The sequence below is a fragment of the Thioalkalivibrio sp. ALJ21 genome (genome assembly GCF_000378605.1).
Classification (GTDB): Bacteria; Pseudomonadota; Gammaproteobacteria; order Ectothiorhodospirales; family Ectothiorhodospiraceae; genus Thioalkalivibrio.
Genome location: NZ_KB905156.1, coordinates 315769 through 338102, shown reverse-complemented (window position 1 = coordinate 338102; position 22334 = coordinate 315769). Strand labels below are relative to the sequence as shown.

Annotated in this window: 18 protein-coding genes; 9 read left to right on the top strand and 9 right to left on the bottom strand. The window is 63.8% G+C overall.

All coding sequences use genetic code 11. The annotated features are described in order from the left end of the window. Positions 1 to 22 precede the first annotated feature (22 nt). The 3 genes from F579_RS0107655 to F579_RS0107645 all read right to left on the bottom strand — a co-directional run bounded on the left by F579_RS0107655 (position 23) and on the right by F579_RS0107645 (position 4074). Positions 23 to 1138 (bottom strand): ABC transporter ATP-binding protein, encoded by a 1116-nt coding sequence (locus F579_RS0107655; protein ID WP_019023722.1) that lies wholly within the window; start codon positions 1136 to 1138, stop codon positions 23 to 25. A 1-nt stretch (position 1139) separates the two neighbouring features. After that, on the bottom strand, positions 1140 to 2909 hold the full coding sequence (locus F579_RS0107650; RefSeq protein ID WP_038029734.1) for an iron ABC transporter permease: 1770 nt from the start codon (positions 2907 to 2909) through the stop codon (positions 1140 to 1142). 127 nt (positions 2910 to 3036) lie between these two features. Then, positions 3037 to 4074, bottom strand: coding sequence for a Fe(3+) ABC transporter substrate-binding protein (locus F579_RS0107645; protein WP_019023724.1), 1038 nt, complete (start codon positions 4072 to 4074; stop codon positions 3037 to 3039). 430 nt (positions 4075 to 4504) lie between these two features. On the opposite strand from F579_RS0107645, the gene glnE reads away from it, so the two are divergent. The 7 genes from glnE to F579_RS0107610 all read left to right on the top strand — a co-directional run bounded on the left by glnE (position 4505) and on the right by F579_RS0107610 (position 13126). Continuing rightward, a complete protein-coding gene (gene glnE / locus F579_RS0107640; RefSeq protein WP_019023725.1) occupies positions 4505 to 7432 on the top strand; it encodes a bifunctional [glutamate--ammonia ligase]-adenylyl-L-tyrosine phosphorylase/[glutamate--ammonia-ligase] adenylyltransferase in 2928 nt (975 codons plus the stop codon). A 13-nt stretch (positions 7433 to 7445) separates the two neighbouring features. Continuing rightward, positions 7446 to 8366, top strand: a complete 921-nt coding sequence (locus tag F579_RS0107635) for a branched-chain amino acid transaminase (protein WP_019023726.1) — start codon at positions 7446 to 7448, stop codon at positions 8364 to 8366. Between the two features lie 302 nt (positions 8367 to 8668). Next, positions 8669 to 8893 carry a zinc-finger domain-containing protein gene (locus F579_RS0107630; RefSeq protein ID WP_019023727.1) on the top strand — a complete coding sequence of 75 codons (225 nt, stop codon included), beginning with the start codon at positions 8669 to 8671 and terminating at the stop codon, positions 8891 to 8893. A gap of 76 nt (positions 8894 to 8969) precedes the next feature. Continuing rightward, positions 8970 to 10403, top strand: coding sequence for a bifunctional D-glycero-beta-D-manno-heptose-7-phosphate kinase/D-glycero-beta-D-manno-heptose 1-phosphate adenylyltransferase HldE (hldE, locus tag F579_RS0107625; RefSeq protein ID WP_019023728.1), 1434 nt, complete (start codon positions 8970 to 8972; stop codon positions 10401 to 10403). 87 nt (positions 10404 to 10490) lie between these two features. After that, positions 10491 to 11444 carry an ADP-glyceromanno-heptose 6-epimerase gene (rfaD, locus tag F579_RS0107620; protein ID WP_019023729.1) on the top strand — a complete coding sequence of 318 codons (954 nt, stop codon included), beginning with the start codon at positions 10491 to 10493 and terminating at the stop codon, positions 11442 to 11444. A gap of 15 nt (positions 11445 to 11459) precedes the next feature. After that, entirely contained in the window at positions 11460 to 12380 is a 921-nt protein-coding gene (locus F579_RS0107615; RefSeq protein ID WP_019023730.1) for a Kdo hydroxylase family protein, read from the top strand. 2 nt (positions 12381 to 12382) lie between these two features. Then, on the top strand, positions 12383 to 13126 hold the full coding sequence (locus F579_RS0107610; protein ID WP_019023731.1) for a 3-deoxy-D-manno-octulosonic acid kinase: 744 nt from the start codon (positions 12383 to 12385) through the stop codon (positions 13124 to 13126). Here F579_RS0107610 and F579_RS0107605 read toward each other — a convergent pair. The 3 genes from F579_RS0107605 to msbA all read right to left on the bottom strand — a co-directional run bounded on the left by F579_RS0107605 (position 13096) and on the right by msbA (position 17085). Continuing rightward, on the bottom strand, positions 13096 to 14214 hold the full coding sequence (locus F579_RS0107605) for a glycosyltransferase family 9 protein (protein WP_018993479.1): 1119 nt from the start codon (positions 14212 to 14214) through the stop codon (positions 13096 to 13098). The two genes, F579_RS0107610 and F579_RS0107605, sit on opposite strands and share 31 nt — an antisense overlap. Before the next feature lie 12 nt (positions 14215 to 14226). Then, a complete protein-coding gene (locus F579_RS0107600; protein ID WP_026296409.1) occupies positions 14227 to 15189 on the bottom strand; it encodes a lipid A biosynthesis acyltransferase in 963 nt (320 codons plus the stop codon). 102 nt (positions 15190 to 15291) lie between these two features. Continuing rightward, the gene (msbA, locus tag F579_RS0107595; protein WP_019023732.1) at positions 15292 to 17085 is read right to left on the bottom strand and encodes a lipid A export permease/ATP-binding protein MsbA; all 1794 of its coding nucleotides are present in this window, start codon (positions 17083 to 17085) and stop codon (positions 15292 to 15294) included. Between the two features lie 233 nt (positions 17086 to 17318). On the opposite strand from msbA, the gene F579_RS0107590 reads away from it, so the two are divergent. Both F579_RS0107590 and F579_RS0107585 read left to right on the top strand, forming a co-directional pair. Then, the gene (locus F579_RS0107590) at positions 17319 to 18158 is read left to right on the top strand and encodes a glycosyltransferase (RefSeq protein WP_018993482.1); all 840 of its coding nucleotides are present in this window, start codon (positions 17319 to 17321) and stop codon (positions 18156 to 18158) included. Positions 18159 to 18193: 35 nt separating this feature from the next. Beyond that, positions 18194 to 19444 (top strand): O-antigen ligase, encoded by a 1251-nt coding sequence (locus tag F579_RS0107585; RefSeq protein ID WP_196800376.1) that lies wholly within the window; start codon positions 18194 to 18196, stop codon positions 19442 to 19444. On the opposite strand, the gene F579_RS15045 is transcribed toward F579_RS0107585, so the two are convergent. The 3 genes from F579_RS15045 to F579_RS15040 all read right to left on the bottom strand — a co-directional run bounded on the left by F579_RS15045 (position 19335) and on the right by F579_RS15040 (position 22301). Beyond that, positions 19335 to 20201 (bottom strand): sulfotransferase family 2 domain-containing protein, encoded by an 867-nt coding sequence (locus tag F579_RS15045; RefSeq protein ID WP_081616911.1) that lies wholly within the window; start codon positions 20199 to 20201, stop codon positions 19335 to 19337. The genes F579_RS0107585 and F579_RS15045 overlap by 110 nt on opposite strands. A gap of 15 nt (positions 20202 to 20216) precedes the next feature. After that, positions 20217 to 20894, bottom strand: coding sequence for a sulfotransferase family 2 domain-containing protein (locus tag F579_RS0107580; RefSeq protein WP_019023734.1), 678 nt, complete (start codon positions 20892 to 20894; stop codon positions 20217 to 20219). 165 nt (positions 20895 to 21059) lie between these two features. Next, positions 21060 to 22301 carry a glycosyltransferase gene (locus tag F579_RS15040; RefSeq protein WP_155996899.1) on the bottom strand — a complete coding sequence of 414 codons (1242 nt, stop codon included), beginning with the start codon at positions 22299 to 22301 and terminating at the stop codon, positions 21060 to 21062. Positions 22302 to 22334: the final 33 nt, after the last annotated feature.

The window sequence follows — 22334 nt, the reverse complement described above, 5'->3', positions numbered from 1 at the left end:
CGAGTTCCCCGGCAATGTTTCCCTAGACGCTCGGGCAGTCCACCCCGCTCCCGCGCGAGAACACCACCAGATGGGTGAAGTCCAGGCGCAGGCGCACATGCTCTCCGATCACGAAGTTGTCGTGGCTGGGGGCAATGCACAGCACGCTGATCCCGTCCGGGAGCTTCAGGGTGTAGAGGAAGTCGGCCCCACGGAAGGCCTTGTCGAGGATCTCGGTTTGCACCGTGCCCTGTTCGTTGTCGATGGCGATATCGTCCGGGCGTACCAGCACGTCCACCGCGGTGCCCGGCGGGAGCTGCTCGGACATCGAACCCTGGATCTCGCCGAAGGCCGTGTCGACCCGATCCTCGGTGCAGACCATGCCGGGGATCAGTGTGCCCTCGCCAACGAAGTCCGCGACAAAGCGGTCGGCCGGGCGATGGTAGAGGTTGTACGCGGTATCCCACTGTGCGATGCGACCCTGGTGGATCACCGCGATGCGGTCGGCAAAGGCAAAGGCCTCGTGCTGGTCGTGGGTCACCAGGATCGCGGTGGTGTGCTCCGCGCGCAGGATGCGCCGCACCTCGCGGGCCAGGTCACCGCGCAGCTCCACGTCCATGCTGGAGAAGGGCTCGTCCAGCAGCAGGAGCGCGGGCTTCGGCGCCAGGGCGCGCGCCAGCGCGATGCGCTGCTGCTGGCCACCGGACAGGGCGTGCGGATAGGCCTCGCCGTACCCGGACAGGCCAACGAGCTTCAGCAGCGTCTGCACGCGATCGGTGCGCGCATCGCGGCTCCAGTCGCGGATGCCGAAGGCGATGTTGTCGGCGACACTCAGGTGCGGGAACAGCGCGAAATCCTGGAACACCATGCCGACGCCGCGCCGTTCCGGGGGCACCGTATGTCCGGGTTCGCTGACGGCTCGCCCGCCCAAGTGGATGACCCCGCGCATCACCGGTTCGAAGCCCGCAATCGCGCGCAGCAGGGTGGTCTTGCCGCAACCGGAGGGGCCCAGCAGGCAGCCGATCTGCCCCTCGGGCAGGGCCAGCGAGACCCCGTGCACCACGGCCGTGCCGTCGTAGCCGATGTCGATGTTATCCAGTTCCAGCAGCGGCGTATGGGTGACCTGGATGGCGGCGTTGGAAGTAGCGGCTTGTGTCATGTCAGGTCGTACCGGCGGGCATGGGGAGCGGTTTCTGTGGCGCGTCGGCCTCGGCGTCCGGGCGCTGGTTGGCCGCGCCCTGACCGGGCCGCGACCGACCGATGGTCATCGACAGCAGGATAACGGGAACCAGGCCGACCAGCACGATGGCCAGTGCGGCACTGGAGGATTCTGCCAGCCGTTCGTCGCCGGCCAGCTCGAAGGCGCGCACGGCAAGGGTGTTGAAGTCGAACGGGCGCAGGATCAGCGTCGCGGGCAGCTCCTTGAGTACATCGACAAACACCAGTAACAGCGCCGTCAGCAGGGTGCCGCGCATGATCGGCAGGTGCACGCGGGTCAGCGTCTGCAGCGGGCGCATGCCCAGCGAACGGGCGGCGTCGTCCATGCTGGGCTGGATCTTGCCCAGGCCTGCTTCCACGGTCTGCAGCGAAACCGCGAGAAAGCGCACCGCGTAGGCGAACAGCAGGGCGAACACGGTGCCGGACAGCAGCAGCCCGGTGGACAGCCCGAAGGTGTCGCGCATGAAGCCATCCAGGGCGTTGTCAAAGGCGGCGAACGGGATCATTACGCCAATCGCGATCACCGTGCCGGGGATCGCGTAGCCCATGCCTGCCACGCGCACGGCGAGGTTGGTAAAGGTCCCGCCCTGCATGCGCTTGGCATAGGCCAGTACCAGGGCCAAAACGACCGCGATCACGGCCGCGGCGACCGCCAGCCAGAAGGTGTTGAACACCAGCTCCGCGAAGCGGGCGTTCATCCAGTGGTCGGTGGTTTGTGCCGCCCAGATCGAGAGTTGCGCGGCGGGCAGCAGGAACCCGAGCACCACCGGCAGCAGGCAGGCGGTGAACGCCGCCGCGGCCTTCCAGCCCTGCAGGCGATAGCGCGGCAGGGTGGAATAGCGGCGGCTGGTGTGGTGGAAGCGGGCCTTCGCGCGCGACCAGCGCTCCAGCACGATGAGGATGAATACGAAGGTCAGCAGTACCGCCGAGAGCTGCGCGGCGGCGGCCGGGTCGCCCAGCCCGTACCAGGTGCGGAACACGCCAGTGGTAAAGGTGCTGATGCCGAAATAGGCGACCGTGCCGTAGTCCGCGAGCACCTCCATCAGCGCAAGGGTCAGCCCCGCGATAATCGCCGGGCGGGCCAGCGGCAGGGCCACGCGGCGAAATCCGCCGAATGGCCCCTGACCGAGCGTGCGCGAGACCTCCAGCACACAGACCGACTGCTCCAGAAAGGCCGCGCGACTGAGCAGGTACACATACGGATAGAGCACCAGCATCAGCATGACCATCGCCCCGCCGAGCGAGCGGATCTCGGGGAAGAAGTACTCCCCGTAGCCCAGCCCGGTCAGGTCACGAATCAGGCTCTGCACCGGCCCGGAGAAGTCCAGCATGCCGGTATAGGTGTAGGCGATGATGTAGGCCGGCATCGCCAGCGGCAGCATCAGCGCCCACTGGAAGATGCTGCGTCCGGGGAACTCGCACATGCTGACCAGCCAGGCGACCGGGACGCCGATCAGCAGCACTCCGATGCCGACGCCGACCAGCAGGGCCAGGGAGTTGGTGACGTAATCGGCCAGTACCGTCTGGCGCAGGTGTTCCCAGACCTCGCCCGCGGGGATGAATATATGCCCGAAGATCACCAGCACCGGCAGCGCGAGCACCAGCGCCACCGTGATCGCCACGACCGACCACAGACTGAACGACAGTCGCGGCCGGCCCCGGGAAATGGTTCGCGTAGCGGGCAGGGCTGGGTTGGAGGGCTGGGCGCTCATGGAGTGCGAATAATAAAGGTTCTTGTTTCGAATACCACCAAGACCGCTTCCCCATTAAAGGCTTCGCAGAAACAGCAAGCCCCCGGACGGAGCCGGGGGCTTGCGAAACGCGTGGGCCCGAAGGGCATCAGCGCCAGCGTACGCGGTCCATGATTCGCACTGCCTCGCTGTTGTTGTCGCCCAGCAGGTGCAGCTCGATGTCGTCGGACTTGAACTCGCCAAAGCCCTGCAGGATCTCGCTGGCCGGCACATCATCCCGGATCGGGTACTCCTGGTTGGCCTCGGCGTACCACTCTTGCGCCTCCTGCGAGCTGAGATACTCGATCAGGCGGATGGCGTTGTCGCGGTTCGGGGCATGTGCCGTCACGCCCGCACCACTAATGTTCACGTGCGTACCGCGGTCGTCCTGGTTGGGCCAGAAGACGCCGATTTGTTCGGCGACATCGCGGTCGCTGCCGTCGCCGTCGAGCATCAGCCCCAGGTAGTAGGTGTTGGCGATCGCAACATCACAAACCCCGTCGGCCACCGCGCGAATCTGGTCGCGGTCGCCGCCCTGCGGCCGGCGCGCCATGTTGTTCACGATGCCCTCGGCCCAGGCCTCGGCAGCCTCCGCGCCCTCGGTCGCGATCATCGCGGCTACCAGCGACTGGTTGTAGACGTTGTCGGACGAGCGGATGCAGATGCGGCCTTCCCATTGCTCGTCGGTCAGGGCCTCGTAGGTGGACAGGTCATCCGGATCGACCCGGTCCTTGTGATAGAGGATTGGGCGCGCGCGCAGCGACAGGCCGTACCACTCGCCTTCGGGGTCGCGATAGCGCTCGGGGATGTTCTCGTTCAGCGTGTCGGATTCCACAGCCTGCAGCACACCCGCCTGCTGGGCGTGGTGCAGGCGGCCGGCGTCCACGGTGATCAGCACGTCCGCGGGCGAATTGCGCCCCTCGTGACGCAGGCGCTGCAGCAGGCTGTCGGCACTGCCGGTGACCAGGTTGACCTTGATGCCGGTCTCCTCGGTGAATTGCTCGAGCAGGGGCTGGATCAGGTTCTCCTGCCGCGCCGAGTAGAGATTGACTTCATCTTCGTCAGCCGGGCTGCAGCCGACCAGGGGCATGGAGACGGCCACGGCCGCGGCGGCCATTACTAGCCAGGAAAGGGGGCGAAACGACATGCTGAATCTTCCATTTGGCAAATGAGACGAGAACGATTGTTATTTGTGTTCTCATCCGTGTCAACGATTATCTGCTACCGAGTTGGGGCTTTGCGCCTTTCTAAGGGGCTGGCATGCACGTCGGCCGCCGTTTCGAAGGGAAACACTGATCCATGTACACGCTCGCTGCTTCGTCGCTTTTGCGTGCGAGCAAGGCGCGGTGACTGCCGTACAGCATTCTGCACAAGGGAGCCGCAACGCCGAGCGCACGCCCGTTTTTGATAACAACGGGCGGCCGAGCCCCTTGGGGTTGGCATCCCGGGTTCCCCGATCCGGCGTTGCGTCACTTACGGGTAGAACCACTACCCGTGGCATAACGCGCCTTGCCTCGGAAAACCTGGGTTACCAACGCGAGTGTGTAAATTGATCAGTGTTTCCCTAAGCTTGGCCCATGGACAAGCCCCTGCCCGAGACCCCCGAAGCCCTGCCCCCCGTCCTGGATGAGGAGGTCGCGCATCTGCTGGACGACCTCGGCGGACTGGCCGAGTGGCCCGACAGCCTGACGGGCGATGCGGCCAGTCCGCTGGCGTTCAGTCACTACCTGGCCCAGACGCTGCGGCGGCATCCGGACTACCTGCTGGACACCCTGGACGCCGAGGGACGAGTGCCCGCGTGCGACGACGCCGCCTTTGCCGCGATGCTGCGTGCCGCGCTGGAGCAGGCGGAAGGCGAGGGGCAGTTGAAACAGGCGCTGCGAGAGGTTCGCCATCGCGAGATGATCCGCATCGCCTGGCGGGACCTGGAGGGGCGCGCGGATCTGGACGAGGTGATGCACGACCTCAGCCGTCTTGCCCAGGGCCTGATCCAGGGCGCGCTGGACTGGCTCGATTGCCACTACCAGGGGCGCCACGGGCAGCCGCGCGGGGCCGACGGCGCACCGCAGTCGCTGGTCGTGCTGGGGCTCGGGAAGCTCGGTGGCGGCGAGCTGAATTTTTCCTCCGATATCGATTTGATCTTCGCCTACGCCGAGTCCGGCGAGACCGATGGCGAACGGGTGCTGGATAACGGTGCGTACTTTCAGAAGCTGGGGCGAGCTTTGATCGCGGCGCTGTCCGAGGTGACCGCGGACGGCTTCTGCTATCGCGTCGATATGCGTCTGCGCCCATTCGGCGACTCGGGCCCGCTGGTGATGCACTTCGATGCGATGGAGGACTACTACCAGGCGCATGGCCGCGAATGGGAGCGCTACGCCCTGATCAAGGCGCGCCCACTGGCAGGGGACGCGGCCGCGGGCGATGCGCTGATGAAGCGCCTGCGCCCGTTCATCTACCGCCGCTATCTGGACTACGGCACGCTCGCGAACCTGCGCGAGCTAAAGCAGATGATCAACGACGAGTCCGCCCGTCGCGGCCGCTACGAAGACGTGAAGCATGGCGAGGGCGGGATCCGCGAGATCGAGTTCATCGCCCAGTCGTTCCAGCTGATTCGCGGCGGGCGCGACCAGGCCCTGCAGCGGCGGGACCTGCTGGGCGTGATGGAGGTGCTTCGGGCGCGCGAGCTGCTGCCGGGCTACGCGGTCGACCAGCTGGAGCGCAGTTATCGCTTTCTGCGCCGGGTCGAGAATCGCCTGCAGATGCTCAACGATCAGCAGACCCACCGTCTGCCGCGCTCTGCCGGCGACCGGACCCGCCTGGCCCTGTCGCTGGGATTCGACAGCGAGGTGACCTTCGAGGCGGCGCTGGTGCGCGAGCAGCGCCGGGTGCATGCGCACTTCGAGCAGGTGTTCACCGCCCCGCAACGCGATGACGCCGAGTCCATGGACAGCTCGCCCGAGGCGGATCGCGAGCAGCAGTTGCATCGCCTGTGGCAGGGCTCGCTGGACGACGACGTGGCGCGGGAGGTTCTCGCCTCCCTCGGGTTCGACGACCCCGCGGCGGCCCTGGAGGGGCTGGTGGATCTGCGCGAGAGCCCCGGCGTGCGTGCGATGAGCACCACCGGGCGCCAGCGACTGGACCGCCTGATGCCGCTGTTGATCGGGGCCCTGGCCGAGCTGGATGCGCCGGGCACGGTGCTGCCCCGCGCCCTGCAGATGGTGCGCACCATCGCCCGCCGCTCGGTATATCTGTCGCTGCTGGTCGAGAACCCGCTGGCGCTGTCGCAGCTGGTCAAGCTGGTCGCGGCCAGTCCCTGGATCAGCGAGCAGCTGACGCGCTTTCCCGTGCTGCTGGACGAGCTGCTCGACCCGCGTGCCCTGTACGCCCCGCCGGACCGGGACGGGCTGCGCGAGGAACTGGAGGCCGAACTCGCGCAGTTCCCGGGCGAGGACCACGAACAGATGCTGGACCGCCTGCGACAGTTCAAGCAGGTGCAGACGCTGCGCGTGGCGGCGGCCGACATCATGGGCTTTCTGCCGCTGATGAAGGTCTCCGACCATCTGACCTGGCTGGCGGAGGTGATGCTCGAGCGGGTGCTCAAGCTGGCCTGGGACAAGCTGATCGAGCGTCACGGCGAGCCGCGCTGTGGCGAGGGCGACGACCAGCGCCCGGCGCGCTTCGCGGTGATCGGATACGGCAAGCTGGGCGGCTTCGAGCTGGGCTATGGCTCCGATCTGGACGTCGTGTTCCTGCATGACTCCGAGGGCGAAAACGCGCAGACCGCCGGGCCGAAGGTGATCGACAACGCCGAGTTCTTTGCCCGGGTCGCGCAGCGTGTGGTTCATCTGCTGGGGGCCTTTACCGCGGCCGGCAGGCTGTACGAGGTGGATACGCGGCTGCGGCCGAGCGGTACGTCCGGTCTGCTGGTCAGCGGGTTGCAGGCATTCCGCCGTTATCAGGACGAATCCGCCTGGACCTGGGAGCATCAGGCACTGGTGCGCGCCCGTTTCGTCGCCGGTGATCCTGCGCTGGGCGAGCAGTTCGATGCCCTGCGCCGCGAGGTGCTGACCCGCGAACGCGACACCGATGCCCTGCGGGCGGAGGTCGTCGAGATGCGCCAGCGCATGCTGGCCGAGCACGCCTCGAAAAAGGGCCAGGGCTTCCATCTCAAGCGCGATCGGGGCGGTATCACTGATATCGAATTCATGGTTCAATACTGGGTTTTGGTATCCGCCCACGACCATCCCGCCGTCTGCGACTGGCCGGACAAGATCCGCACGCTGGAGACCCTCGGGCGCGAGGGCGTGATCGGCGAGGATCTGAGCGAGGCGCTGGCGGATGCCTATCGGGATCTGCGCAACCGCATCCACCGCCTGACGCTGGCGGGCCGGGAGGCCCGGGTCGAGGAGCCGGACGACGATTTGCTGGCAGTGCGCGACCGCATAATCGAAACCTGGAATGACCTGTTCGGTGCGCCGGATCCGGTCGCCAACAAGAACGCCTAGAGGGATACAAGACATGTCGATGGCCGACCGCGACGGGGTGATCTGGCTGGACGGGCAGATGGTGCCCTGGCGCGAGGCGCAGACCCACGTACTGACCCACACCCTGCATTACGGCATGGGTGTGTTCGAGGGTGTGCGCGCCTACAAGACCGAGCGGGGCCCGGCGATCTTTCGGCTGCAGGACCACACCCGGCGCCTGTTCAACTCCGCCAAGATCCTAGGCATGACCATCCCGTACTCGGCCGACGAGCTGAACGACGCGCAGGTCGCCTCGGTGCGCGACAACGGCCTGGAGAGCGCCTACCTGCGCCCGATGTGCTTCCTCGGCTCCGAGGGCATGGGCCTGCGCGCGGACAACCTCAATGTGCACGCGATGGTCGCGGCCTGGCACTGGGGCGCCTATCTGGGCGACGAGGGCATGGAGAAGGGCATCCGCATCCGCACCTCGTCCTACAGTCGGCACCACGTGAACGTGACCATGTGCAAGGCCAAGGCCAACGGCAATTACATGAACTCGATGATGGCCCTGCAGGAGGCGACCCGCTGCGGCTACGACGAGGCGATGCTGCTGGATACCGAGGGCTACGTGGCCGAGGGCAGTGGCGAGAACATCTTCCTGGTGCGCGATGGCGTGCTGCTCACCCCGGACCTGACCTCCGCGCTGGACGGCATCACCCGCCGCACGGTGATCACCCTGGCCGAGGAGGAAGGCCTGCGTGTGGTGGAGAAGCGCATCACCCGCGACGAGGTCTACATCGCCGACGAGGCCTTCTTCACCGGTACCGCCGCCGAAGTGACCCCGATCCGCGAGGTCGACGACCGACCGATTGGCTCCGGCACCCGCGGGCCGATTACCGAACGCCTGCAATCGCGCTATTTTGATGTCGTACAGGGCCGCGACCGTCAGCACGACGGGTGGCTGACCTACCTCTAGGGAAACACTGATTAATGCACACGCTCGCGTTGGCACCCCAGGTTTTCCGAGACAAGGCGCGTCGTGCAGCGGGTAGTGGTTCTACCCGCAAGCGGCGCAACGCAGGACCGGGTAACCTGGGGTGCCAACCCCCACAAGCTATTGAAAGACGGGGCTCGGCCGCTTTTGCGCGCGCACGGCGTTGCGGTTCCCTTGTGCAGAATGACTGCACGGCAGTCACCGCGCCTTGTTCGCACGCAAAAGCGACTCGAGCGCGAGCGCGTGCATTAATCAGTGTTTCCCCAACACGCGAGACGAAAACCATGGTCAATCCCGATACCGCCCATCACCAGGACCAGTACGAGACCGCGAACGCGCAGCCGGAGATCACGGTCACCAAACAGGACCTGCCGCTGCACTGCCCGACGCCAAAGATGGCACTGTGGGCCTCGCACCCGCGCGTCTTTCTGCCGATCGACGAGACCCCGGACGGCCGTTTTCAGTGCCCGTACTGTGGCACCCAGTTCATCCTGAAGGACGACGCCTGATCGCCGTGGGCCCGCGCCCCGGCATCTGCACCGGGGTGAATCGTGCCCGCCCCGGGCGCTCCCGCGCACGCATCCGATGAAGCTCTCCTTGCCCCCGTTCGATCAGGCCCGCGTGCTGGTGATTGGCGATCTGATGCTGGATCGCTACTGGCACGGCGGCACTGACCGCATCTCGCCCGAGGCCCCGGTCCCGGTAGTCCATGTGCGCGACATCGAACAGCGCCCGGGCGGGGCCGGCAACGTTGCACTGAATCTCGCCGCCCTGGGTGGTCACGCCGATCTGGTCGGTGTCACCGGCGAGGACGAGGCCGCGGCCGAACTGTCCGGTCTGCTTGAGGGCGCGGGAGTGGCCTGCCACTTCCGTCGCCAGCCCGGGGCGGCCACCATCACCAAGCTGCGCGTGATCAGCCGCCACCAGCAGCTGATCCGGCTCGACTTCGAGGACGGCTTCCCCGGCACCCGCGCAGCCGACCTGCTGCCACAGGTCGAGCCCCTGCTGGCCAACTGCGGCGCCGTCGTCCTGTCCGACTACGCCAAGGGCGCGCTGCGCGATCCCCAACCCCTGATCCAGGCCGCCCGCGCCGCCGGGGTCCCCGTACTGGTCGACCCCAAGGGCCGCGACTTCTCCCTTTACCGCGGGGCCACGCTGATCACCCCGAATCTGACCGAATTCGAGGCGGTGGTCGGGCACTGCGTCGACGAGACGGAACTGGTCGCGCGAGGCGAGACGCTCGCTCGGGACTGCGGAATCGAAGGGCTGCTGGTGACGCGTGGCGAAGACGGCATGAGCCTGATTCGTCCGGGTGCGGTGCCGGTGCACCTGGCGGCCCGGGCACGGGAGGTGTTCGATGTGACCGGTGCCGGCGACACCGTGATTGCGACGCTGGCGGCCGGGCTCGCAACCGGCCTGGAGCTGCCTCAGGCGATGGCCCTGGCCAATATTGCTGCCGGTATCGTGGTGGCCAAGCTGGGTACCGCGACAGTCAGCGTGGCGGAACTGCGCCGTGCCTTGCAGGATCAGGAGCAGACTGGCCGCGGGGTGCTGACCGAAGATGAACTGCTACACGCCGTGGCGGATGCCCGCGTACATGGTGAACGCATCGTGATGACCAACGGCTGCTTCGATCTGCTGCATGCGGGGCATGTCGCCTATCTGGAGCGGGCGCGCAGTCTGGGCGACCGCCTGATTGTGGCGGTCAACGACGATGACTCGGTACGCCGCCTGAAGGGAGAGGGACGCCCGGTGAACCCCGTCGAGCAGCGCATGGCGGTCCTCGCCGGGCTCGCCTCGGTGGACTGGGTCGTGCCGTTCTCCGAAGACACCCCGGCGCGCCTGATCGGAGAGGTCCTTCCGGATCGGCTGGTGAAGGGCGGGGACTACCGCCCGAAGGACATCGCCGGGCACGATGCCGTGGTGGCACACGGCGGACGCGTGGAGATCCTCGACTTCCTTGATGGGTGCTCGACCTCGTCGATGATCGAACGCATGCGCAAGCCCTCGGAGTCCTGACGCCCACCGTCCTGCGCCTCGCTTTCCCCGTCTTCCGTGCGCCGCGTACAATGCGGCGCATCCCCAGCTTTTTCAGGAGTCGTCCCCGTGATTATTGTTACCGGCGGTGCCGGATTCATCGGCAGCAATCTGGTCAAGGAGCTCAATCGTCGTGGTCGCACCGACATCATTGTGGTCGACAACCTGACCCATGGGCAGAAGGCGCTGAACCTGACCGACTGCATCATCGCCGACTATCACGACAAGGAAGACTTCCGTGACCTGGTCGAGGGCGATGCCCACCTGGGGCCAGTGGAGGCAGTGTTCCACATGGGTGCCTGCTCGGCGACGACCGAGTGGGACGGGCGCTACATCATGCGTAACAACTTCGCCTACACCCGCGAGCTGTTTCACTGGTGCCAGGATCGACGTATCCCGTTTATTTATGCCTCGTCGGCTGCGGTGTACGGCGGTAACGACACCTTCCGCGAGGACCCGACTCACGAGCGCCCGCTGAATGCATACGGTTATTCCAAACTCGCATTCGACCAGTACTTGCGCCGGCACATGGATCAACTGACCGCCCAGGTGGTGGGGCTGCGCTACTTCAATGTCTACGGCCCGCGCGAGGGCTACAAGGGCGGGATGGCCAGCGTGATCCATCACTTCAGCAACCAGCTGCGCGAGGGCAACACGGTCCGGTTGTTCGAGGGTTGTGATGGTTACGCCGATGGCGAACAGCGCCGCGACTTTGTCGATGTGCGTGACTGCGTGAACCTGAAACTGTGGTTGCTGGAACATCCGGAGGTCAACGGGATCTACAACTGCGGGACCGGCCACGCGCGGACCTTCAACGACATGGCGCGTGCGACGATCGACTGGTTCGGCCGCGGCGAGATCGAATACATCCCGTTCCCGGATCACCTGAAGGGCCGCTACCAGAGCTATACCCAGGCCGACCTTTCGCAGCTGCGTGCGGCCGGCTGCGACCTGGAATTTCACGATATCGAGGAAGGCGTGCGCGCCTACCTTGATGCGGTCGCGGCCGATCAGGCCGACTGACCTCGGAGAAGTAGCATGAGTGACCAGCCCCTGCATCGCGTTCGCGCGGACGAGTATGAAACCCCCGGTGATCGCCTGGAGCGCTCGCTGGAGGAGGGGCACGTGTTGTTGTTCGAGCCGGGACGCCTGCCGCTGCCGGACGAGCAGGACCTGGCCTTTCTGCGTGACGAGGTCGGCCGGCTGCTCAGTCTGAAGAACATCAGTTATCACCCGCATGGCGACTTTATCAGCGGCCTGAAGAATGAGGGCGACGCAGGCGCGCGCGTGCGCCGCATCCTGCGCGAGTATGGCCAGCGCGTGGAGGACTTTCTGGGGCATCTGCTACCGGGATTCACCAGCGGCTGGAGCCCGCGCAAGATCAACTTCCGTCCGGTGCAGGAGAAGGGCCGGGTGATCAAGCGGCACTCCAACAACGAACTTCTGCATGTGGACGCCTTCCCGGCCGGAGCGACTCACGGATGGCGGCCGTTGCGCTTCTTTACCAACATCAACCCGGAAGAGGTACGCATCTGGCGGGTGGCCGAGGAGTTCGGCGAGCTCTATCGCCAGTTTGGCGCCGCCGCCGGCATTGACCCTCCACCGCGCTTGCGCCAGGGGCTGGCGGAGCGCGCCTGGACGGGCAGTCTGCGTGCGCTATCGGCCCTCAAGTTGCCGCAGCTCGAGGTCGTTGGTGATACCTCGCCCTACGATCGCGCGATGCGTCGCATGCACAACTGGATGAAGGACAGCGACGAATTCCAGAATGCCCCGGAGCGTGGCACCGAGCTGGTCTTCGAGCCGTATTACAGCTGGTGCGTACTGACCGACCAGGTCAGTCATGCGGCGCTGTCCGGCCAGCACGCGCTGGTGGCCACCTTCTACGTGCGTCCCGAGGCCTGTCATATGCCCGAGCGTTCCCCCTGGGGTGTGCTGGAGGCCGCCGGCCGGGCAGCCTGAGCGTGGAAGCCCGCCACTGGCGTCGCGGGCGGATCCGCGTGCTGCATGATGCGGCCCTGCCCGCCGTCCCGGAATCCTGGTGGTTCGATTTCGGCGAGCTGGAGCGTCGAGGTCTGGTGACGGGCCGCGGCGGTGGCCGAGGCAGTGTGGTGTTCTTCCGCAGCCCCTTCGATTCCGACGAGCAATGGGTGCTGCGCCACTACATGCGTGGCGGGACTGTTGCGCGCATTCTCGGCGATCGTTACCTGTGGCAGGGTCTTGCCGAGACCCGTCCCTGGCGCGAGTGGAGCTACACGGCCCGGCTGTATGATGAAGGACTGCCCGTGCCGCGCCCGGTGGCCGGGCGCGTGGTGCGTTCCGGGCCGCTGTATGCGGCCGATCTGATTACGGTGCGGGTACCGGGGGCGCGTTCACTGGATGAGAACCTTGGCGAGGCCGGGGTTTCGGATACCACGTGGCGGGCGGTGGGCGCCTGCATCCGGCGCTTCCACGATGCCGGGCACTGGCATCCGGACTTGAACAGCCGCAACATCCTAATCGCCTCGGATGGACGGGTCAGCGTCATCGACTGGGATCGTGGGCGGCATCGAGCCGGAACGGACCCGGACTGGCGCGAGGCCAATCTGCAGCGGCTGCGCCGCGACCTGGAGAAGCGCCTGCGGATTCGCAGCCGCTGGGTCTACACCGGTGCCTGCTTTGTGGCCCTGCGTGCCGGTTATGAGGCGGGCGCGTCCTCGGGCGACTGAGCCGCGGCCATCGGCGGCCGGGCGCGGGGCGCGCCCGCTGCCATCAATGCATCCAGGCGTTCGATTGCGTCTTCGGGCCGGATCAGCTCCATTACACCGGGTCGCTCGATCTTGGTGCCCCAGCGGATCGCGCTGGCCGGTTTGCCCAGTTCCCGTCGGGCGGCCTCATCGTAACGATCCACGCACCACGGTCCGCTGTAGTAGGGGCGTGCACGGCCCGGGTTGGTGCAGGCGTACAGGCCGATCACTGGGGTACCCATCGCGTTCGCCATGTGGGCTGGGCCCGAATCCGGGCTGACCACGGCGGTCGCGCGGCCGAGGATGGCCAGCATCTCCTTGATCGATGTGGCCCCGACCAGGCTCCGGTGAGAGAACTGGCTGTGCTTCAGGGTGGCCTCGCCCATTTGGCGCTCCAGTTCGGAAGGCCCCCCGGTAATCAGTACCTGCAGGCCGTGTGTTCGAAACGCGTGGTCGGCCACCTGCGCGCAGCCCTCGGCGGTCCAGTTGCGCAGGGGGTGACTGGAGCAGGGGCTGATCACCAGCGTCGGGGTGTCGTCGGGAATCTCGTCGCGGGCGCGCGCTGTGGCGTCCTCCGGTACGGGAATGTCCCAGACCATGTGGCGACGGCGGATCCCCAGTGTCTCGATGAAGCTGAAATAAATGTCGATTACATGCTGACCGGGGTGCGGCGGGATGCGCGCGTTGATGAACAGACCATGCAGATCGCGCGAACGGGCGCGGTCATAGCCCAGGCGCAGGTCAGCCCGAATGCCCAGGCTGGCGATATTGGCGCGCATGGCGAACTGGTTGTGCAGCAGCACGTCGAAGCGCTCGCCGCGCAGTTGCCGCCAGAGTTCGCGGTAACCGGCCCAGCCGGCCGTCTTGTCGAAGATCCGAAACTCCACATCCGGGATATCACCTACCAGAGCGTGCTCAGCGCGCCCGACGACCCAAGTCAGCCGGGTGTCCGGCCATTCGTGTTGCAGGGTGCGGACCACCGGTGTCATGTGAGTCACGTCGCCCAGCGCCGAGAAGCGCAGGATGCACAGGGACTCGGGCGGGCTGGTCAGGGGTAGTACGCGGGGCATGGTCGCTGCGGCTCACTTGTGAGACTTGCGGCGCCCGGAGCGACGGGCTCGGCGGTGATCCTTGACGCCGGGGTACATGTCTACCTCGGGGTCCGGTTGGCTCTTGAAACGGCGGTGTGCCCAAAAGTACTGCTCCGGGTGTTCGCGTACGGCCTGCTCGATAATCTGGTTCATACGTGCGGCGTCCGCCTCATCGTCTCCGGAGGGATAGTTCTCCAGCTTCGGCCCGAGCACCACTTCGTAGCCCTCGTGTCCGGGCAGCGCGTGATAGAAAAGCGGCACGACACGTGCCTTGCTCATTCGCGCAAGACGCGGGAGTCCGGTCACGGTGGCGGCCGGGATGCCGAAGAACGGAGCAAAGACGTTCTGTCGGCTGCGATAGTTCTGATCGCCCGCGTACCAAACGGGTCGACCATCACGAAGGGTGCGCACGATGCCGCGCAGGTCATCTTTGGACAGTACGGGCCCGATCCTGGCCCTTCCCTGCCTCATGGTGGCATCCGCCTGGGGCCGGCGATCCATGGGCTTGTAGATCACGGCCATGTCGATTTGCCGACTCAGCAGGCGGCCGGCGATCTCGATTGGCGTGAAATGACCCGAGAGCAGGATTACAGGCGACCCGTCGGCCTGTGCCTCCTCCAGATGCTCCAGTCCGCGGACGCGCAGCGGGATGTTGTCTACACGTGGTCCGCCGAACCATGCCAGCGCCAGTTCGGCAAAGCCGCGACCGGTATAACGGAAGTTGGAGCGTACCAGGGCCTCGCGTTCGCGGGCCTCCAGTTCAGGGAAGCACAGTTCGAGGTTGCGACGGATGATCAGTCGTCGCTGGCGGGCCAAAATATAGGTAACAGGCCCGAGCGTCTCGCCCAGACGCAGCACGAGCGGCGCGGGCAGACGAGCGATAAGCCATAGCAGGCCTACGCCGAGCCTGTGGCCCCAGTTGGAAAAAAGTGCCAGGTGAGCGCTCACGGGGATGGCATCAAGTGGGAGTTGATGGCAGAGCCGCTCAGTATATCAGGGGCATCCGGGCCCTTGGTGTGTCGCAGGGATCAGGTGACGTTCCGCGCTGATGTTTCTTCACCGGGGCCCCTCTTTTCCGTCTTCGAACTGGACCTTGTGCAATGCAGCGTATGCACCATTGCGGCCCAGAAGCTCGGCGTGGGTGCCGGCTTCGGTGATGCGTCCGGAATCTACGACCACGATGCAATCGGCATCTTCAATAGTCGAGAGGCGGTGAGCGATCACAAGAGTGGTGCGATCGCGCATGAGAGTCTCCAGTGCGAGCTGGATCTTTTGCTCCGACTCGGAGTCCAGCGCCGACGTGGCCTCGTCAAGGATCAGAATGGGTGCGTTTTTGAGGAGCGCTCGCGCAATGGCGACACGCTGGCGTTGCCCGCCGGACAGCATGATGCCGTTTTCACCAACGACCGTGTCAAAGCCATTCGGGAGCTTGTCGATGAAATCGAGCGCATTGGCCGCTCGCGCCGCTTCTCGGAGCTGGTCTTCCGAGGGTGGTTCTTTCATCCCATAGGCGATGTTGTGTGCCAGTGTGTCGTTGAACAGGACCACGTGCTGGCTGACGACAGCTATTTGGGAACGGAGATCCTGAAGGCGGTATTCCTGAATTGGGTGTCCGTCCAGGCGGATTTCACCTTCGTCGATCTCGTAGAAGCGGGGCAAGAGCCGAGCCAGCGTTGTCTTGCCGCTGCCTGAGCGGCCTACTAGGGCAACGGTCTGGCCTGGTTGGATGACCAGGTTGATATCCTGGAGTACTCGTTGGTGGCTCGTCGGGTACTGGAACCCTACGTGATCGAATTCGATCAGCCCCGTGGCGCGGTGCAGGGGGCGCTTGCCGTTATCTGCCTCCGGAGGGGTGTCCAGGACCTCGAATACACTCTCGCCTGCGGCCAGTGCTTTCTGGATCTCGGCATTGACGCCCACGATGCGCTTGAGTGGGGGTAGCAGCAGGAGCATGGCGACGACAAACGAGACCATCCCTCCAGGCGAAATCGTCTCGAGTACCAAGTCCATGGTTGCGAGGTAGACGATGAGGGCCAGGGCAATGATGGCTCCGAATTGCGATAACGGCTGGGCGGCGGCCTGTACGGCCTTATGGCGCATGGCCTGGCGGTGAAACCGCTCGTTGGTATCACCAAAGCGTCGGGCTTCATAGTCCATCGCGCCGAAGATCTTGACCTCCGTCTGGCCTCGAATCCCGTCTTCAGCGATTTGCGCGTAATCCCCGGTTGACTGCTGCATGCGGCGGCTGATCTTCCGGAATTTGTGGTTGGCGCCAGTGATCACCAGGCCGACGATGGGTGCCACGGTGAAGACGATGAGCACGAGCCACCCGCTGAGGTATGTCATGTAGGCCAGAAGAAACAAGACGGTGAAGCTGTCCCGAATCAGGACGACGATGGCCTTGGACGCGGCCGAGCTGATCTGCGTCACGTTGTACGTGAGCTTGGCCAGCAGGGTGCCGGGCGAGTGCCGGTCGAAAAACGACGATGGCAAACGGAGATAATGTTCGAATACCGCTTGGCGGATGTCTTTCACGACCTTGCGCCCGATCCAGGCGACGCTGTAATCGGAAGCGAAGGTGGTCAGGCCGTGAAAGAGGAAAATCCCGATCAGGGCAGCCGGTACCCACAGGCGAGCGCCGGGGTCTTGCTCGATAAAGGTCCCGTCAACGAGTGGCTGGATAATCCAGGCGAACGCGGCCTGCCCGGCGGCGGCGAGGATCATCGCTGTGATCGCCAGGACGCCCAGGCGCCAGTAGGGCTTGATGAACGCAAAAATGCGTTTGTAGAGGTGCCAGGACTCGCCAGCGGTCGGGTAGTTCGGGTTCTGATCGGTCGAGCGTGCGCCCATCTGGGTTCCTTGGCAGGCTAGTGCTAGGCTTGGCGACACTGCATTGATGTGCGGCGCACCTGGGCAAGCGGAGTGCAAGCCGGGTCAGTAAGCCGAGATGGTGCGCATGATAACAGACGTCCGGATCCGCCCCAGGATCAGGGACGCGATATTGGCCGCATGGTAGCATGCGCGCCTGACCTGCCATGCCCCCTGATATGGGCGCTTGTGCGCAGACTTACCCGGAGTAGTTTATGTCGAGCCATACCATTGTTCCCGGCCGTATCAGTATCTCGATTCCTCACTGGCAGGTGCTGCCTCTGCTGCAGCCGTGCCTGCGTTCGATCCGCAAGAACACGCGCGGCAAGGATGTGGAGGTCATCGTCATCGACAATGGTTCGAAAGACGAAAGCCTGGAGTACCTGCGTTCGCTGGAATGGATCCGCTTGATCGAGCGACCGGAAGAGGGGCTGTTCAATTTTCCGCACAACGTCTGGACCTCGCACGATATCGCGTTGAAAGAGGCCACAGGCGAGTTTCTGGTCACGATGCATACGGACCTGTTTGTAAAGCGCGAGGACTGGCTGGACGAATACCTGAAGGCGATGGGGGATGATCCCCGTCTTGGTGGCGTGGGCACATGGAAGCTGGAGCTGAAGAACCCCGTCTACGAGTTCCAGAAGCGTGTCTTTCATGTGATCCGCAGCAACATCAAGTACGCTCTTGGGCTGCGCAAGAAGCGCTACGTGTGGAAGCAGGGTCACTATCCCAAGGACTTCTGTGCGATGTATCGCCGCCAGATTCTGCTGGACGAGGGGCTCACTTTCCGCAGTGTTGAGGGCAAAAAGGGTTTCTACGACCAGAGTGGTGGCTACTCGATTTCCGCCCAGCTCTGGGACAAGGGGTACCCGACCAAAGTTGTTCCAGTGCGTACCATGATGCCGCGCATCGTCCACCTTGGGCATGGCACTGCTGCTGTCTCCCCCGAGAAGACCCATCGCCGGAACCAGCAGAAGCTCGAGACCCGACGTGACTCATTATTTGACGAGGCTTGGGTGCAGGAGCTGCAAACCAATGCGGCTCTTGATCGATGAGCGCAGAAGTCCGCTGATCGGCCGAGGCTGATGCCGTGAATGCAGGCGCATTCTTCCGGGTGCGCGGATCCTGGTCTTTTGCCCGGTTCCGCGCCGGGGTCAGGGATTCCCGGTGGCTCGGCTGGGCGCTGGCTATATTCCTTGCGGGGTTTCTTGCCGCCTGGAGTACCCGCTTTCATCGCGATGTTCTGTACCTCCTGATAGTGTTGCCGTTCCTGCTGGCCATGAGGTGGCAGGACTGGGGCCTCCTTCTTTCTTCTCGCGTCTTCCAGTTTCTGATCCTGTGGGTCGGAGTGCTCTCGGCCTCGATGTTGTGGAGTGACCCAAGTCTGGTCGACGCCGACGAAGTTTATGACAAGGTCCGTTATGCGCTTCTGACCCTCATTTTTGTCTCGGCGACAGCCTGGGTTGTAGCGACCCGCGACGACTGGTTCGATCGCCTGGTTCTGGTATTGATACCCATAGCGGCGGTTGTTCTCGTGTATTCCATCGGGGTTTACTACGCGGATCATCCGTTTCCCTCGACGCGACTGAACAACATGGTCTTTTACCGCGACAGTCCGAATCGCGGTTCCGTCGGCTTCTTGCTGGTGGCGCTAGTCGGATTGGCCGTCGCCTTGAATCGAGACAAGGGATATCTGCGGATTCTGGGCTGGGTCGGCGTTGCGGTTGGGGTGGCGTTTATTCTTCTTGCGCAAAGCCGTGCGCTACTGCTCGGATTCTCGGTCGGGGCGGTCGTCCAGCTTGCATATTTTCGCTACTGGAAGGTGCTGTTGGGGCTCGTCTTCGGGGTGGGGGCCTTTGTAGTCGTAACTCACGTCATGGATTTTGGGTTCCGAAGCTTTATCGAACGTGCGGATGCTAATCGCTTTACTGTCTGGTTGGCCGTTGTCGATCGCATCATGCAGAACCCCTGGTACGGCGAGGGGCTCATCCTGGATCGTGCCGTCATGGGCGGTGATGGTCGAACGTATTACAGCCCACACAGCATCTGGCTGATGTCGACGCTTGTGGCGGGGATCCTCGGAGTTGCCGCTTGGGTGCTGCTGGCCCTGGTCGCCATGCGGGAGGCCTTTCACCAGTCGCGTCGTGAGTTCTGTGGGCGAGCTACTGCAGTCTTGGGCATATCGATGTTTTTTGCCGGTGTCTTTCTGCTGTCATTTGCGGGTCATGAGATCATTTATCAGGTGAACCCGCATTTTTGGCTAGGTCTGTGGTTCCCCCTTGCGCTGCTCGTTGGTCATGAGCTTCGCCGTCGGCGGGCTCTGCAGAACCCCAGGCGTTGAAATCATAGCCAAACGCTTCTATCTCGCGCGCGAAGATTTGGCGCAGACGCTGCCTCTGCTCTCGGCTAAGAAATTCATGGGGAGGGTCGGTCTTCGTATTTCGATGGCCTTTTTTTAGGCTGGGAAGCCAGCCATCAAATGGGATGCCGATCATCTGCGCTGCATGGTCCAACGACTGGCCGAGCTCTTCGTAACGATATACTCGGTCCATCACGATTTCGTTGTCGATGGTGTAGATCGGCCAGTTGCTTCCATGGGAGGCGCCATATCGTTTCTGTGTCTCACGGTGGTCCGATTCCAGAGCGTCCAAGAACCGATCGAAAGGGAATTGGGACCCTTTGACGTGCTGCCGCCAGACCCAAAGGGAGATAGCCCTGTCGAACGGATTACGCTCGAAGCAGAATTTATAGTAGCTATCCCACATCGATGGCGGCAAAAAATCCCGAACCTCTTGCGCGGTCATGTGTTCGGGTATTACTTCAAGGAAACGCTCCAGCCTCGGGCGGCGATCATTTTGTGGTCGGATTCGGTCCAGGCACCATGCGCGCCAGCCGCGCATTTTGTCGCTCGTGGATAACGACGCCCAGGGACGGAGGTTGTTTTTCGGCAAGACCCCGTATTTTTTTCTGGCGTCTGGCACATGCGCAATAAGATCGCTTGGCCCCGCGTAACGGGCAAGCGATGCAAACACGCTAGAGCTTGCGGTTTTTCGAGTTCGTAGAAATATGAATCGGTGCTGGTGGGAGATGATCGTCATATGGTGTCGTTTTGTCTATCGCTGCCACTTGGGCTCTAGCGCTTGTGAGGGCGGTTCGGCATGGTGGTCGAGGGCTTTCGAGTATCCGAGTGTCTCGAAGTCTTTTCCGTACGTTTGTGAGATGTACTCCAGGCTGGTGTTGTCGTAGAGCTCGAAGATCCGAGATGACGCTCCTGTCTTGCCACGTGCCCAGTCAGATCGTTCACTGTGATGTGGAAGCGCGAGTCGGGTGCGGATGGCGTTCAGATCCTTCGTGAGTGTTTCGACGGAGCCCAGGTAGTCTAGACGGTCAATTCCGCACGGAATCAGATCCGTTTGGCGAAACCAGTGGACGTCGTCGCGATACCCGCCTTTCGCGAGGTATGCGCAGAACTCGTTGAAGGTGATTGGCGCGGTGCTCGCGCGACCCAGCGCTCTCGCGACGGGGACTCTTTGACGCTTTTGGCCTTGGATTTTGTCCAAGTATGCTGACGCTACGCGGGTATATGGGTTTCGAACAACCGAAAAGAGGAAGAACCGCTGGTGAAGGCGGTAGGTCTCCAGGAACCCCAATGAGCTCGCACGATCGTATCCGGATTTATAGGCTCCGGCGCTGTCGCCGTTTTCGGTTTCGATATTGCTGATGGCATAGCTGACAGTGGAATTGGCCGCTTTGGGTATGCGGAAATAGATGAAACGCCGTTCTCGGTCCACGGCAATTCGAGTGTCGACCTTGGTGGTACCGTATCGACACGGATAGCGGAGAAAGAAAGGCGACAGGTGGACTTTCAGATGCGTTCGCAACCCCATGGTCGGTACCTTTGCTTCATCTGGCGCAACAGTTGGAAATAGGCTCGATCAGATTCGTGATGTCGCCGGTCAGGGGGACAGGTAGTGTTCTGCGGCCCGGGCGGCGGTGAACTGGGAGGCCCGGTCTTTCAGGAGCAAGCGATCGGGGGGGGCGTCGATCGTGGCCAGCAGGGCCTCTGAAATCTGTGCCGGGTCGGATGGCACCATGGTGCCGAAGCGACCGTGATCCAGGATTTCAGCGGGTCCCCCCGGGCAGTTGGTGGCAACAACAGGGCAGCCCGATGCCAGCGCTTCGACGAGCACGTTACCAAAACCTTCCCAGCGCGAGGTGAGGACGAAGACTGATGCCCGAACCATATACTTTAGCGGGTTCGCGGCGAACCCCGGCATGTGGATGTCCTGTCGAATACCGAGTTCGTCAGCCAGTCTCTCCAGATTGGCGCGCTCTGGCCCGTCACCCAGGATTATTAACCGGAGTGGGCGCGTTTGTCGCGCGGCTGCGAATGCTCGGATGAGCGTAGCCTGGTCCTTCTGAGCGGTCATCCGCCCGACATTCAGGATCACTGGGGGGGGGCTTTCGGCGAACCAAGGGTGATCGAATGGTTCGCGGATCCGTTCCCACAGGGCATCCGTGACTACCGGGTTGTAGACGGTCTTGATGCGTTCTCTTGGCAGATCGAGCGTGCTTGCCAGGTCATCGGCTACTGCGTCAGAGATCGCCACGAGCGAGTCGGCCTGCGAATACATGCGCCGCAGCAGGGGGCGCAGGTGGTGCCAGCGCCAGAGTCGACGATGTTTTTCTGTCGTAAGCGTGTTCGACAAAGGGTTATGTTCGCTAAGGGTCAGGCGAGGTTTGTGCGTTGTTCCGGATCGAGCGATGGCAAGTGTCAGGTTTTCCTGGGTTCCTCCTCCGATTATCCGGTCTGGGCGATACCCTTCGATATATTGTTGGACGCTTCTTAGGTAGCGAAGCGGCTTGGCACCTTTGGCCGGGAGAATCACGGGTTTGAGTAATTCCTTCCAGCTGTCGGGCGCGCTGTTGAGCGCGCGGATGCGCGTTGCTATTGGGTGTTCGCGCCGCAGACGAATGGCATGCCGATCGGGTTGGTCGGCAAGGTGTTCCAGCCCGTCCGGATTCAACACCAGCAAGTCCACCTTGATGCCCATGCGGAGAAACTCGTTGGCGAGGTTCCAGCGATTTCGTTCGAGTCCTCCACCGGCGCCGTAAAGGTGGCGCATGTGGGCAAATACGATCCCCACACGCTCGGGGTATTCGTCAGGCCCTTGCGGCCCCTTTTCAGAAGGTTTCATCGCTGGGTCAGGCGCAGGCGCAAGTGATCGACA

What these genes read in the sequence shown, in the direction of transcription:
- F579_RS0107655 (WP_019023722.1), bottom strand. Translation starts at nt 1,138, where the DNA reads ATGACACAAGCCGCTACTTCCAACGCCGCCATCCAGGTCACCCATACG.
- F579_RS0107650 (WP_038029734.1), bottom strand. Translation starts at nt 2,909, where the DNA reads ATGAGCGCCCAGCCCTCCAACCCAGCCCTGCCCGCTACGCGAACCATT.
- F579_RS0107645 (WP_019023724.1), bottom strand. Translation starts at nt 4,074, where the DNA reads ATGTCGTTTCGCCCCCTTTCCTGGCTAGTAATGGCCGCCGCGGCCGTG.
- glnE (WP_019023725.1), top strand. Translation starts at nt 4,505, where the DNA reads ATGGACAAGCCCCTGCCCGAGACCCCCGAAGCCCTGCCCCCCGTCCTG.
- F579_RS0107635 (WP_019023726.1), top strand. Translation starts at nt 7,446, where the DNA reads ATGTCGATGGCCGACCGCGACGGGGTGATCTGGCTGGACGGGCAGATG.
- F579_RS0107630 (WP_019023727.1), top strand. Translation starts at nt 8,669, where the DNA reads ATGGTCAATCCCGATACCGCCCATCACCAGGACCAGTACGAGACCGCG.
- hldE (WP_019023728.1), top strand. Translation starts at nt 8,970, where the DNA reads ATGAAGCTCTCCTTGCCCCCGTTCGATCAGGCCCGCGTGCTGGTGATT.
- F579_RS0107615 (WP_019023730.1), top strand. Translation starts at nt 11,460, where the DNA reads ATGAGTGACCAGCCCCTGCATCGCGTTCGCGCGGACGAGTATGAAACC.
- F579_RS0107605 (WP_018993479.1), bottom strand. Translation starts at nt 14,214, where the DNA reads ATGCCCCGCGTACTACCCCTGACCAGCCCGCCCGAGTCCCTGTGCATC.
- msbA (WP_019023732.1), bottom strand. Translation starts at nt 17,085, where the DNA reads ATGGGCGCACGCTCGACCGATCAGAACCCGAACTACCCGACCGCTGGC.
- F579_RS0107590 (WP_018993482.1), top strand. Translation starts at nt 17,319, where the DNA reads ATGTCGAGCCATACCATTGTTCCCGGCCGTATCAGTATCTCGATTCCT.
- F579_RS15045 (WP_081616911.1), bottom strand. Translation starts at nt 20,201, where the DNA reads ATGACGATCATCTCCCACCAGCACCGATTCATATTTCTACGAACTCGA.
- F579_RS15040 (WP_155996899.1), bottom strand. Translation starts at nt 22,301, where the DNA reads ATGAAACCTTCTGAAAAGGGGCCGCAAGGGCCTGACGAATACCCCGAG.